The sequence below is a fragment of the Sphingomonas sp. LR55 genome, from assembly GCF_036856015.1.
Classification (GTDB): domain Bacteria; phylum Pseudomonadota; class Alphaproteobacteria; order Sphingomonadales; family Sphingomonadaceae; genus Sphingomonas.
Genome location: NZ_JASPFO010000001.1, coordinates 2,016,299 through 2,028,861, shown reverse-complemented (window position 1 = coordinate 2,028,861; position 12,563 = coordinate 2,016,299). Strand labels below are relative to the sequence as shown.

The 12,563-nt window shown below is 66.4% G+C and carries 10 protein-coding genes and 1 pseudogene; 4 read left to right on the top strand and 7 right to left on the bottom strand.

Going from position 1 to position 12,563, the window contains the following annotated elements:
• Positions 1 to 3 precede the first annotated feature (3 nt).
• From QP181_RS09605 to QP181_RS09585, 5 genes are all read right to left on the bottom strand, one after another.
• Positions 4 to 1,548: a DHA2 family efflux MFS transporter permease subunit gene (locus QP181_RS09605; RefSeq protein ID WP_333928374.1), complete on the bottom strand. Its 1,545-nt coding sequence runs from the start codon at positions 1,546 to 1,548 to the stop codon at positions 4 to 6.
• A gap of 295 nt (positions 1,549 to 1,843) precedes the next feature.
• A complete protein-coding gene (locus tag QP181_RS09600; protein WP_333928373.1) occupies positions 1,844 to 3,007 on the bottom strand; it encodes an HlyD family secretion protein in 1,164 nt (387 codons plus the stop codon).
• Positions 3,004 to 3,465: a TolC family protein gene (locus QP181_RS09595; protein WP_333928372.1), complete on the bottom strand. Its 462-nt coding sequence runs from the start codon at positions 3,463 to 3,465 to the stop codon at positions 3,004 to 3,006. Before QP181_RS09595 ends, QP181_RS09600 begins: the two co-directional genes overlap by 4 nt.
• 11 nt (positions 3,466 to 3,476) lie before the next feature.
• The gene (locus QP181_RS09590; protein ID WP_333928371.1) at positions 3,477 to 4,424 is read right to left on the bottom strand and encodes a TolC family protein; all 948 of its coding nucleotides are present in this window, start codon (positions 4,422 to 4,424) and stop codon (positions 3,477 to 3,479) included.
• A complete protein-coding gene (locus tag QP181_RS09585; protein ID WP_333923037.1) occupies positions 4,421 to 4,891 on the bottom strand; it encodes a MarR family winged helix-turn-helix transcriptional regulator in 471 nt (156 codons plus the stop codon). The genes QP181_RS09590 and QP181_RS09585 overlap by 4 nt, the downstream gene beginning before the upstream one ends.
• A gap of 270 nt (positions 4,892 to 5,161) precedes the next feature.
• Here QP181_RS09585 and QP181_RS09580 point away from each other — a divergent pair, with 270 nt between their 5' ends.
• The 3 genes and pseudogenes from QP181_RS09580 (at position 5,162) to QP181_RS09570 (ending at position 8,149) form a co-directional block, all read left to right on the top strand.
• Complete coding sequence (locus QP181_RS09580; protein WP_333928370.1) at positions 5,162 to 6,883, top strand: hypothetical protein; 1,722 nt, start codon at positions 5,162 to 5,164, stop codon at positions 6,881 to 6,883.
• Positions 6,884 to 6,885: 2 nt separating this feature from the next.
• A pseudogene (locus tag QP181_RS09575) lies at positions 6,886 to 7,521 on the top strand (glycosyltransferase); the annotation flags it as partial.
• Positions 7,522 to 7,582: 61 nt separating this feature from the next.
• Positions 7,583 to 8,149, top strand: coding sequence for a glycosyltransferase (locus QP181_RS09570; protein ID WP_333928369.1), 567 nt, complete (start codon positions 7,583 to 7,585; stop codon positions 8,147 to 8,149).
• A gap of 320 nt (positions 8,150 to 8,469) precedes the next feature.
• On the opposite strand, the gene rplA is transcribed toward QP181_RS09570, so the two are convergent.
• Positions 8,470 to 9,162 (bottom strand): 50S ribosomal protein L1, encoded by a 693-nt coding sequence (gene rplA / locus QP181_RS09565; protein WP_056047582.1) that lies wholly within the window; start codon positions 9,160 to 9,162, stop codon positions 8,470 to 8,472.
• Positions 9,163 to 9,166: 4 nt separating this feature from the next.
• Complete coding sequence (rplK, locus tag QP181_RS09560; protein ID WP_056047586.1) at positions 9,167 to 9,598, bottom strand: 50S ribosomal protein L11; 432 nt, start codon at positions 9,596 to 9,598, stop codon at positions 9,167 to 9,169.
• Positions 9,599 to 9,947: 349 nt separating this feature from the next.
• On the opposite strand from rplK, the gene QP181_RS09555 reads away from it, so the two are divergent.
• Complete coding sequence (locus QP181_RS09555; RefSeq protein ID WP_333928368.1) at positions 9,948 to 12,356, top strand: TonB-dependent receptor; 2,409 nt, start codon at positions 9,948 to 9,950, stop codon at positions 12,354 to 12,356.
• Positions 12,357 to 12,563 lie beyond the last annotated feature (207 nt).

Genomic DNA, 12,563 nt, shown 5'->3' with positions numbered 1-12,563 from the left:
CCCTCAATCCGCCGCGATCGGACCCTTGGGGGGATCGGGGCGGCGGGTGAACCAGACCAGCACGATCAACGCGAGGCATAGCCACGACGACAGTCGGAACAGGTCGGTCGACGCCAGCAGATACGCCTGCCCGACGAGTTGGCGCGTGACGACGGCGGCGGACTGCACGTCGGTCAGCCCCATCCGTGCCAGCCCCTCGCGCGCCAGCTGATACGGCGAACCCGCGCCGACCGCCTCCGACAAGCGGCTTTGGTGGAGCGTCTCGCGCCGGTCCCATGCGGTGGTGATCAGCGACGCCGCGAAGCTGCCCGCGGTGATCCGGACGAAGTTCGAGATGCCGGTCGCCGATGGCAGCCGCTCGGCCGGGATGCGGTCGAACGAGATCGTCAGCATCGACAGGAAGAACGTGCTCATCGCGATTCCCTGCACCAGCATCGGCAGCATCAGATCGTAGAAGCTCGCATAGGTCGTGTAGCCCGAACGCAGGTAATAGGAGTAGCCGAACGCCGCGAACGCCACGCTGGCGAGGATGCGCGCATCGAACTTGCCCGCGAGCTTGGCGACGAACGGCGTCAGGATCACCGCGACCGCACCGCTGGGGGCAGCCACCAGCCCGGCCCAGGTCGCGGTATAGCCCATCTGCGTCTGCAGCCAGAGCGGCAGTAACAGCGTGTTGGCGAAGAACACCGCATAGCCTAGGCAGAACGCGGTCGTGCCGATCGCGAAGTTGCGGTTCTTGAACAGCGTCAGGTTCACCGCGGGGTTGGCGTCGGTGAGCTCCCAGATCAGCCAGCCGACAAAGCCGATCGCGGCGACGATGGTGGCGATGACGATCCGGTCGGCGGCGAACCAGTCGTCGTTCTTGCCGAGATCGAGCACGATCTGGAGCGCACCGACCCACACAACCAGCAGGATCAGCCCGACCTGATCGATCGGCAGCTTTCGCGTCGGCGTGTCGCGTTTGCCCAGCTTGTTCCAGCAGATGAACGCGGTGAACACGCCGAACGGCACGTTGATCAGGAAAATCCAGCTCCAGTGATAGTTATCGGAGATGTAGCCGCCGAGGATCGGTCCCATGATCGGCGCGACGAGCGTCGTCATCGACCAGATCGCGAGCGCGGTGCCGCGTTTATGCGCGGGGAAGATCGCGATCAGCAGCGCCTGGCTGCCGGGGATCATCGGCCCCGAGACGGCGCCCTGGAGGACGCGGAAACCGATCAGCGAGGGCAGGTCCCACGCGATCCCGCACAGGAACGAGGCGATCGTGAAGAGCGCGACGGACACGCAGAACGTCCGCACCACGCCGAACCGGCCCATCAGCCATCCGGTGAGTGGCACCGCAACGCCGTTGGCGACGGCAAACGCGGTCACGATCCAGGTCGAGTTGTCACTGGACACGCCGAGGTTGCCCGCGATCGTCGGCAGCGAGACGTTGGCAATGGTGGTGTCGAGCACCTGCATGAACGTGCCAAGCGCGAGCGCGAACGCGGTGAGCGCGAGCGATCCGCCGACGAGCGGGGCAGGGCCGGTAGTGGAGGGGGCGGCCATTATGCGACGTTCCGGTGAGGGCAGAGCACCCCGCCACGGCCACCACCCTGACCAGAGGCACCACCCCGGCGGAGGCCGGGGCCCAGTTGGGGAACGTTGCTGATGATCGACGGCGTGCCGTTACGACCACCTCTCCAACTGGGCTCCGGCCTCCGCCGGGGTGGTGTGGTATGTATGCGGGTGGTCAGCAACAAGACTGTTTCCCCGCGAAGGCGGGGACCCAGACTGGGCTCCCGCCTTCGCGGGAGAACAATGAGGAAGGGACCGATCCCAAGTGATGGCCACCGCCCGATCATCACCGGTTCGCCGCAATGATCTGCCGGATCTTCGCCTCGACCGCAGCAACGCCCGCGCCCGTCGCGAGCCCCTTGTATGCCGCTACCGCCGGCCGCCCGACCATCGTGCCGGACTTGTCCGCGGTGTCGACGATCGTGTTCACCGACAGCCCGACTCGCAACGGGTTCCGCCGCAGCCCGCCCTTGTCGAGCGCGATCCGGACCGGCACGCGCTGCGTGATCTTGATCCAGTTGCCGCTCGCATTCTGCGGCGGCAGCAGCGCGAACGCATTGCCGCTGCCCGCGCCAAGCCCGACCACGTGGCCATGATAGACCAGATCGTCGCCGTACATATCCGCGGTCACCGTTGCCGGCTGCCCGATCCGCAGATCGCGCAACTGCGTCTCGCGGAAGTTCGCATCGACCCACACGCGGTCGAGCGGCACCACCGCCATCAACGGCATCCCCGCCGACACCTGCTGCCCGAGCTGCACGGTCCGCTGCGCCACCACCCCGTCGATCGGCGCGACGACATGCATGTGGCTCCGCGTGATCGCCGCGCGGCGATAGGCCGCGATCGCCGCCATCACCGCCGGGTTGTTCGACACGGTGGTGCCGGCAACGCCGCTGCGCGACTGCGCCTGCTGGCTACGCGCGAGTTGCAGCGTCGCCGCCGCCACCTTCACCTGGTCCGCCGCATGGCTCAGTTCCTCACCCGAGATCGCGCCCTCGGCCGCCGCGCCACGCCGCCGCGCGAGGTCGTTCCGCGCCCGCGCCAGCTCGGCTTCCGCCTGCACGACCGCGGCCCCGGTCTCGTTCACCTTCGAAAAATCCGACCGGGTCGAGCGCACCGCCCGCGCCAACTCCGCCTCGGCCGAGGCGACACCGACATCCGCGGTCGCGGCGTCGAGATCGATCAGCGGCTGGCCTGCCTTCACCACCTGCGTGTTGTCGGCGTGGATCGCGGTCACCTGTCCCGGATCGCGCGCGGTGATCGAGACGACGTCGCCCGCGACATACGCGTCGTCGGTCTCCTGCTCGGGCGCGGCGAGCAGGAAATGGAACACCGCCCACACGATCGCGCCGATCAGCACGACCACGCCGAGGATCGTCAGCGCACGCTTGCGACCCTGCGGATTGCCCGCAGGCGCAGCGACAGGTGGGGAAGTCTGCGTATCGGTCATCGTGTCACACCCTGAAAATCGAAACCACCACCCAGCGCCAGCACCAGCTGGACGCGCTGTTGCGCGGAATTTGCGGCAAGATCGGCATCGGCTTGCTCGGCTGCGAGCAACCGTACGTCGTTGTCGACCAGATCGAGCCGGCTATCGAGCCCGCTCGACACGCGGATCGCATTCAACCGCCCGGTCTCGGCATAGCCGCGCACCACCTCGCGTTGCCGCTTTCGGTCGGCATCCAGCGCACCGATCCGCGCCACGGCATCCGCCGCCTCGCGCACCGCGCCGATCACGCGGTCATTATAGTCCGCGGTCGCCAGATCGAGCGCCGCGGTCGCTCCCGCCAGATCCGCCTTTAACCGGCCGCTATCAAAGATCGGCAGGTGGATCGCCGGCCCGACGCCGACCGTCCCGGCATCGAGCGAGACCAGATTGCCAAGCCCGATCGCCTGGAACCCCGCCATCGCCGCCAGATTCACGTTCGGATAAAAGCACGTCGTGCCACCTGACGTCCCGCCGCCGCTGCCTCGATCCGCGCCTGCGCCGCCGCAATATCGGCCCGCCGTGCGAGCAGATCGGCGGGTACCGACGCAGGCAACGGCAATACCGCATCGAGCTTCAATGCGGTCGCACCGATCGTCGCCGGATAGTCCACCCCGCGCCCGGCGAGTGCCGCCAGCGCGTTCTTCGCCAGCACCTGCGCCGCCTGCGCGCGCACCAGAGCCTGTCGCGCCTGCGCCAGCAACGTCGTCGCCGCCTGCGCATCCAGCTTGCTGCCGAGCTTGTTGCGGATCCGCACGTTGACCAGCCGCAGCGTATTCTCACGCGTCGCGATCGTTCGCGTCGCGATTCCGGCCTGCGCCTCGGCGCGTTCGAGGTCGATATAGGTCTGTACCACAGCTCCCGACAGCGCCAACCGCGCCGCCGCCAGATCGAGCGCAGCCGCCCTTACCGACGCACGTGCGCCAACGATCGCTGCCTTCTGCCGCCCGAACAGATCGAGGTTCCACGACAGGTTCGCCGCCACCGTCCCGACGAACCGCGTCGACCCCGCATAGGGCGGCGGGATCGTGTAGCGCCCGCTCAGTCGCGCATATTGCTCCTGCGCGTCGAGCGTCACGTTCGGTCCGTTCTCCGCGCGGTTCGTCGACAACACCGCCTGCGCCTGCGCGACCCGTGCGAGAGCGGCATCGAGCGAGGGATTGCCCGCCACCGCATCGGTCACCAGCCGGTCGAGTTGGCGGTCGCCGAACCCGCGCCACCAATCGGCGGCGATGACCGGTGCAGCGGTGTTCGCGGCTGCGTACGACAGCCCAAGCGACGGCCCGGCAAGCGGCGTAACCGCGGTTTGCGACTCCGGGATCGCACATCCCGCCAGCGATCCCGCCAGCGTGGTGGCCAGCAACAGCCTCGTTCGGGTCATGCTTCTCGGTCCTCGATCGCCGCGGACTCGAGCGTCCCGCGCAGTTTCTGCATCAGCCCAATCATCGTTTCGACCTCGCTGCGATCCCAGTCCACCAACACGCGGTTCCAATAGGCTACCGCCCGATCGCGACAGTCCAGCGTCACGGCCGTCCCTTCCGGGGTGAGCATCAAATTCACGACGCGACGATCGTCGGTCGCTCGTGTGCGGGTGACCCAACCCTGCTGCTCCAGCGTATCGACCAGCCGGGTCGTCGCACCCCGATCGTGGGCCAGATCGCGCGCAAGATCCGCGCAAGTATTCGCGCGACCGAACCAGATCGACACCATTGCCGACCATTGCGTCACACTCGGTCCCGCACCGGCGAACAGCGGCTCGAGCGCACCCTGCACTCCTTGATTAATACGCCGCGCGAGGAAGCCCAGCGAGCAATCGGGACCGAACGCCTCTGTCGTATAAAAATCCATGTAGTTGCCTTGGCAACCATTGCCGATGCAGTCAATCCACGTTGCCCGATACGGTAAGGATCACACCCTTGCACGTCCTTCCGCCCCGGCTATGGTACGGCAACGTTGCTGCCCGTTCCGGCAACCGTCTCACCGGCCTGATCGGGCATGCGGGGAGAGTAAGGCCTCGGTATCGGTGGGCGCCGCAGGGTGACCAGCCGTCGATCGCGAGCCCGACCCGCTCATCACCCGCACCACGAAGAGGCAATCCGTCCTATGACCGTGGAGAGTATGTTCATCGATTCCGGCGTCGTGGTCGCCGGGAAACTCGTTCTTGCCGGATGGACGGTGGCGGATGGCGATCCGGTCGCGATCCGCCTGGAGACGGCGGACGGTCGCGTCGGCGAGGCGGCGGTCGAATGCTGCGTAAGGTTCGACCGTGCGGACGTCGCCGCGATGTACGGCCGTCAATCGATCGACGTCGGCTATGTGATCGGCGTCGCGATCGAGCCGTTTGCCGGGCTGCACCTGTTCGAGTCGCGCCTTACGCTGACGGTGCTCGGCGCCGCCGGCAACACGGTCCATAGCCAGCCGTTCGCCGTGGCCAAGCTGGTGGTGGGGCCGGACGGTGTGGCGGCCGACCAGCGCTGGCCGATCGAACTGATCGTCGACCATGGGTTGTTTGCGCCTGAGATCGCGCGCGGTGCGATGGGGGTGAATGGCGGTGCCGCGGTCGAAACCGCGCAGGTCTTCCTGGATAGCTGGGCACCGGTCGGCAACGGATTGATCCTCAGCGGCTGGATCGAGAATGCGGGAGCCCGACAGGTCGTGATCCTGACCGATACGCTCGATGCCGTGCGGGTCTCGGCCGACCTGGCAATTTTCGACAGGCCCGATGTCGCCGAGGCAATGCAACGCCGCGGGAGCGCGGTCGAGACGACACACCACGGGTTCCTGACGACGATGCCCTTGGTCGATCGTGCGACGCGGCGGCTGTTCGTGCTGGCCGATCGCGGCGGCACGGCAACGCCGCTCGGTGCGCTCGCGCTGCGCGACGATCGGGTGGACAGCGTGGAGAACGCGCTGAACAATTTTGCGACCTATTTCGGTGGCACCGCGCTGCCCGCACCGGCGGCGATGCTGCGCCATGCCGGACCGTTGCTGACCGCGCGATCTGCCCATGCCGTCACGCACGAGGTGATACGGCTGTGCGAAGCGTCGGAGCCGCCACGGCTGTCGGTGATCATCCCGCTGTACGCACGGCCGTTCCTGCTGCGCGCGATCTTCGCCAACCAGTCCGCGTATCCCGCGGGCACCGAGTTCATCTACGTCAGCGACGATCCGCGCCAGCACCTGTTCGTCCGCAACTATCTGCACGATCGCCGCAGCCTGATCGAGCGCCCCACGACCCTGGTGATCAACGGCGGCAATTACGGATTTTCGGTCGCGAACGCGATCGGGGTGGGCGTTTCGCGCGCGCCGCTGCTGTTGTTCCAGAACTCCGATGTGTGGATCGAGGACGGGCAAGCGCTGACGGTGGCGGCCGCCGATCTGGATCAGGGTCGGTTCGGGATCGTCGGGTTTCGGCTGTTGTACGAGGACGATACGCTGCAACATGACGGCATGGTTCTGCGCAGGGGTCGCCACGTCCACGACCTGTTTGCCGCCGAGCATCCGGGCAAGGGACTGCCTCCCGTACCGGTCGATCCGGATGAGCCCATGACGATCGCGGTGCCAGCGGTCACCGGGGCGATGATGATGATCGCACGCGACTGGTACGAGACGCTGGGCGGGTTCGATCCGGGCTATGTCCGCGGCGATTTCGAGGATGCCGATCTGTGCATGCGCTCGGTCGCGGGCGGTCGTCCGATCGGTCTGGTCCGGAGCGGCGGGATGCGGCATCTCGAACGTCAGTCGCTCGTTCTCAGCGGCGGGGCCGGGTTGCGGAGCGCGATCACCTATCTCAACTGCATCCGCTTCAATACGCGCTGGCAGCAGGCACTGGCGGCGTGACTATGCGGGTCCTGATCCTCGCGCACGGCCATCCGGCGTTCTCGACCGGGGGCGGCGAGCAGGCGGCACATGCGCTGTATGCGCGGCTGCTCGGTCGCGACGACATCGCCCCAGTACTGGTCGCACGCGCGCCGCGAAGCGCGATCGGTCACGATGCGTCGTTCGGCGCATTCGGTGCGAGCCCGACCGAGATTCTCGCGGATCCGCCGGGCCAGGAGCATTTCTCGCTCGAGAGCACGCATTTCACCGTGCTGGAGGCGATGGTCGGACAACTGCTAGAGCGGTTCCAACCCGACATCGTCCATATCGAGCACCTCGCTTACTGGAGCCTCGACGTCGTCGAACTGCTCGCCCGCGCGCGCGTCCCGGTCGTGCTGACGCTGCACGAGTTCCTGCTGATCTGTCACAATGACGGCCAGATGATCAAGACCGACGGCCGGCTCTGTCGCGACGAATCTCCCGCCGCGTGCTCGGCCTGCTTTCCGCATCACAGCGCCGGCGAATTCTATCTCCGCAAGGCGATGATCCTCCAGCGGCTCGCGCCCATTGCGCGGTTCGTCTCGCCGAGTGCGTTTCTCGCCGACCGCTTCGTCGACTGGGGCCTCGATCGCGCGCGCATCACGGTGATCGACAACCCGTTGTCGCCCGATCTGATTGCGCAAGGGGTGGCGGCCGATCCTGGACGATCCGAACGACGGCGTGACGCGGATCGGCTTCTTCGGGCAGATCAATCCCTACAAGGGACTGGACGTGCTGCTCGAGGCGGTGTCGCAGATTCCGAAGCCGCTTCGCCCATCGCTGTCGGTGGGCATCCACGGCGCCAACCTCGATATCCAAGGCGGCGATTTCCGCGCCAGGATCGTCGCGTTGCTCGACGCCAACGCCGATGTGGTCGCGAACAAGGGACGCTACGCCAACACCGACGTCGTCGCGTTGATGCGCCAGTATGACTGGATCGTCGTGCCCTCGATCTGGTGGGAGAACTCCCCCGTCGTCATCCAGGAGGCGCTGGTCGCAGGCCGGCCGATCCTGTGCAGCGCGATCGGCGGCATGGCGGAGAAGGTCGCGGGTGACGAGGCCGGCATCACCTTCCAGCCTGGCAGCGCGTTCGATCTCGCGCGCACGCTCGTCGACATCGTCGAAGGCCGGATCGTCGCGCCTGACATGGCGGCGGCATATGCGGTTGAGGCGGAAGCGGCGCGCGTGACGCAGTATGTTTCGGTGTTCGCGACGACGCTCGACGCCAGGCGCGCGCTGGCCGAGTAAGGGGCAGGGGGCGTTCGCCCCAAACCTGACCGTCGCGCCACCTCACGATCCTCCCCCGCCAGGGGGAGGTGGCTGGCGCCTGCCAGACGGAGGGGGCGGAAGGCGACATCCGCTGTTGCGTGTCCTCCCCCGTCACCTTCGGCTACAGCCCCCTGACGGATAGGGCGGACACGCAAAAAGGGCCGGGATCGCTCCCGGCCCTTCTCAACTATCAGCGGCAGGACGGGAGTAAATCCCGTCCTCGTCGGTCGCGGTTGCCCGCGCCGGCCGGCCTGTCGCCGTCTCGGGATTAGCTCGCGCTAACCCCGTGCGGCTTGGGCTTACGCCCCAGCAACCTCGGTCGTGTCGACCTTGATGCCTGCACCCATGGTCGACGAGATCGCGACCTTCTGGACGTACTTGCCCTTGGCGCCGGTCGGCTTGGCCTTGACCACCGCGTCGACCAGTGCGTCGAAGTTCGCGCGCAGGTCTTCCGCCGGGAACGACGCCTTGCCGATGCCCGAATGGATGATGCCGGCCTTCTCGACGCGGTATTCGATCTGGCCGCCCTTGGCTGCCTGAACGGCGGCGGCGACGTTCATCGTCACCGTGCCGAGCTTCGGGTTCGGCATCAGGCCCTTCGGACCCAGCACCTTACCGAGGCGACCGACGATGCCCATCATGTCCGGGGTCGCGATGCAGCGATCGAAATCGATCGTGCCACCCTGGATGATTTCCATCAGGTCTTCGGCGCCGACGACGTCTGCGCCTGCGGCGAGGGCTTCCTCAGCCTTCGCGCCGCGGGCGAACACGCCGACGCGGACGGTCTTGCCGGTGCCCTTGGGCAGCGTCACCACGCCGCGGACCATCTGGTCTGCGTGACGCGGATCGACGCCCAGGTTCAGCGCGACTTCGATCGTCTCGTCGAACTTCGACGTGGCGCCCGACCGCGCGAGGCCGATGGCCTCGTCGATGCCGTGCAGCTTGACGAGGTCGACCGTGACGGCCTTCTGCTTCTTGCTCAGCTTAGCCATGATATCAGCCCTCCACCACTTCGAGGCCCATTGCGCGGGCGCTGCCTTCGATGATCTTCGTCGCAGCGTCGATATCGTTGGCGTTGAGGTCCTTCATCTTCGTCGTGGCGATCTCGCTCAGCTGCGAGCGCTTGATCGTGCCGGCGACGACCTTGCCCGGCTCCTTCGAACCCGACTTGAGACCGGCGGCCTCCTTGATCAGGTACGAGGCAGGCGGGGTCTTGGTCTCGAACGAGAACGAGCGATCCGCATAGACCGTGATGACGGTCGGGATCGGCATGCCCTTCTTCAGTTCGCTCGTGCCGGCGTTGAACGCCTTGCAGAACTCCATGATGTTCACGCCGCGCTGACCCAGCGCAGGCCCGATCGGCGGCGCGGGCTTTGCCTCGCCTGCAGGCACCTGCAGCTTGATGTATCCGGTAATCTTTTTAGCCATGTCACTCTCTTTATGTGAGCCTAGCGGTGATAGCGGCTACCCTTCGGCAACCTCCCGCAATTCCAACAGTGAAGGTGGAAGCCGGCGCGCATACCCCAAAACCCGCAAAGCGGCAACACCTGCCCTACCTTACTTCTTCTCCGCGCCTCCGCGCCTCCGCGCGAACCCCGAATCTTCTGCTCTTCGCGCCATTGCGTGAACAGATCCGGCAGAGTGACACCCGATCCCCACACCCGTCTCCCAAATTAAATCTGTAGCGAAACCGTCACCCGACTGTCGCGACGCGCCCATAGGTGCCGCCTCGGGAGTGACGATCGATCGATCTCGCTAGGGGTTTTCAAGAATGACGATGTTTTCTCGTACGGCCGCACGGCTGTTGTGCGGCGCTGTCGGTGTTGCCGTACTCGGCGTATCGCCCGCCTATGCGCAATCGCTGGTCGCCAAGGATGCCGAGCCCGGCTCGAGCGTTCCCACACCGGCGCCGGAGCCAGGACAGGCGACCACCTCCGCAGGCCAGGACGACACCATCGTCGTCACCGGCACCGCCACGCGCTCGGTGGCGCAGATCAGCGGCGTCGACATGCAGAAGATCCTCCCCGGCGTCAGCCCGCTAAAGGCGCTCCAGACATTGCCCGGCGTCACCTTCCTGACCGCCGATCCGTGGGGCAACAACGAGCAGAACATCTCGCTGTTCGTCCACGGCTTCAACGCGCAGCAGCTCGGCTACACGCTCGACGGCCTGCCGCTCGGCGACCAGAATTACGGCAATTACAACGGCCTGTCGCCGCAGCGTGCGATCATTTCGGAGAACGTCTCGCGCGTCACGCTGGCCAGCGGCGCGGGCGATCTCGGCACCGCGTCGACCAGCAACCTCGGCGGCACGATCGACACCTTCTCGAGCGATCCGCGCAAGGACATGGGCGTCCAGGTCGACCAGACGCTCGGCAGTCACTCGACCTCGCGGCTGTTCGCGCGCGTCGACAGCGGCACCTTCGGCAACGGCAACAGCTTCTACATCTCGGGCTCGCGCCAGAAGGCGAAGGCGTGGGACTTCGACGGTATCCAGGGCGGCTATCAGGCCAACGCGAAGTTCGTCCACGACGATTCGAACGGCAAGCTGACGGTCTACGCGGCCTATTCGGACAAGACCGAGCCAAACGAGGATTCGACCGTCATCACCACCGCGACGCAAGGCACCGCGCCGTACGTCCGCCCGTTCATGTTCCCCAATTTCCAGGGCATGCTCAACTACCTGAACTCGGGCGCGTACAAGGCCGACGGCTCGAACTACCGCAATTACTACGGCGTCGCGGCGCGCACCGATTATCTCGGCTACATCAAATACGACTGGAACGTCAGCGACCGCGTGACCTTCTCGAACCAGGCCTATTATCATCACAATGACGGCGTCGGCATCATCGGCGGCCCGATCGACGTCGCCGGCCTGCCCAAGCTGTTCTCGTTCTACTACCCCGGCCAGAACCTCACGACCGTCTTCGGCGGCTCGGGGCTCGCGACGCGCACCACCGAATACCGCATCGCCCGCGGAGGCGTCGTCTCCACCGTCGGCATCGATCTCGGCGCGCATCATATCGAGTTCGGCGCCTGGTACGAGCATCAGAGCTCGTCCGCCTATCGCCGCTGGTATCCGTTCCCGGTCAACGATCCGACCACGCCCTACCAGCGCCCGCGCGACAATCTGACCCCGCTGATCACGCAATATCACAGCGAAGTCCGCGTCGACGAATATCAGGCGCACATCCAGGACAGCTGGAAGGTCTTGCCGAGCCTGACGATCCAGGGCGGCGTCAAGAGCACGTTCCAGAACGCGTCGCAGCGAGTGCCCACGCAGCCGATCCCGGGCTCGTTCACCGGCTCGGTCGCGCTGCCGGTCGGCAAGATCGACACGCACAAATACTTCCTGCCGCAGCTCGGCGCGCTGTGGGACGCGACCGACAACGAGCAGGTGTTCGTCAACGTCCAGAAGAACATTCGCCAGTTCCAGACCAGCGCCGCCGCAGGCCTGTCCCCATTCGCACTCGGCAGCCAGGCCGCGTTCGACCTGTTCAAGCAGGATGTCGAGCCCGAAACCAGCTGGACCTACGAGGGCGGCATTCGCTCGCATCATGGGCTGAACCTCGGTCCGATCACCGCGTTCGAGGGCCAGGTCAGCGTCTATCACGTCGACTTCAGCAACCGCCTGCTCGGCATCAGCCCGAACCCGGTGGTCACCGCGGTGGTCAGCGGCGCGGCGATCCTGCAGAATGTCGGCGCGGTGAAGACAGACGGCATCGACATCGCCGGCACGCTGCGCTTTGGCCCGCATTTCTCGTTCTACGACGCGCTGTCATACAACAACTCGCGCTACGAGGAGAATTACGTCAGCGGCACGACGACGGTCGCCACCGCGGGCAAGAAGGTGCCGGGCAGCCCCGACTGGCTCAACAAGTTCGTCGCCTCGGCCAATTACGGCATCTTCGACGCGCAGCTGGTCGGCGACTACATCGGCAAGCGGTTCGCGACCTACACCAACGACTTGTCGGTCGCGTCCTACTTCACGCTGTCCGGCCGGATCGCCGCGCGCGTGCCGCTGTCGGAAGGGCAGATCGTCAAGACCGCGACGGTCAGCCTCAACGTGACGAACATCACCAACAAGCGCGCCGCCTCGACGCTCAGCATCGGCGCGGCGAGCGGGACCTTCAACCAGTTCCCGGTCGCCCCCCGCCAGGTGTTCGGCACGATCAGCGTCGGCTTCTAAGCGCAGGCCTCAATCCTCCCCGCCAGGGGGAGGTGGCACCGAAGGTGACGGAGGGGGAGGGCACGGAACAAAGGTTTCGCCGACCGCCCCCTCCGTCTGGCAAGCGCCAGCCACCTCCCCCAGGCGGGGGAAGATTCGAAAGCGTCGCCGCAGCTGCACCGGATCGATCACCCCATGCCGGATGCGCACCCGGCATGCGGTACGTGA

Bases quoted from the DNA above. Each gene is read 5' to 3' on its own strand.
- QP181_RS09605 (WP_333928374.1), bottom strand. From the start codon at position 1,548: ATGGCCGCCCCCTCCACTACCGGCCCTGCCCCGCTCGTCGGCGGATCG.
- QP181_RS09590 (WP_333928371.1), bottom strand. From the start codon at position 4,424: ATGACCCGAACGAGGCTGTTGCTGGCCACCACGCTGGCGGGATCGCTG.
- rplA (WP_056047582.1), bottom strand. From the start codon at position 9,162: ATGGCTAAGCTGAGCAAGAAGCAGAAGGCCGTCACGGTCGACCTCGTC.
- QP181_RS09580 (WP_333928370.1), top strand. From the start codon at position 5,162: ATGTTCATCGATTCCGGCGTCGTGGTCGCCGGGAAACTCGTTCTTGCC.
- QP181_RS09555 (WP_333928368.1), top strand. From the start codon at position 9,948: ATGTTTTCTCGTACGGCCGCACGGCTGTTGTGCGGCGCTGTCGGTGTT.
- rplK (WP_056047586.1), bottom strand. From the start codon at position 9,598: ATGGCTAAAAAGATTACCGGATACATCAAGCTGCAGGTGCCTGCAGGC.
- QP181_RS09595 (WP_333928372.1), bottom strand. From the start codon at position 3,465: ATGGCGGGGTTCCAGGCGATCGGGCTTGGCAATCTGGTCTCGCTCGAT.
- QP181_RS09600 (WP_333928373.1), bottom strand. From the start codon at position 3,007: ATGACCGATACGCAGACTTCCCCACCTGTCGCTGCGCCTGCGGGCAAT.
- QP181_RS09585 (WP_333923037.1), bottom strand. From the start codon at position 4,891: ATGGATTTTTATACGACAGAGGCGTTCGGTCCCGATTGCTCGCTGGGC.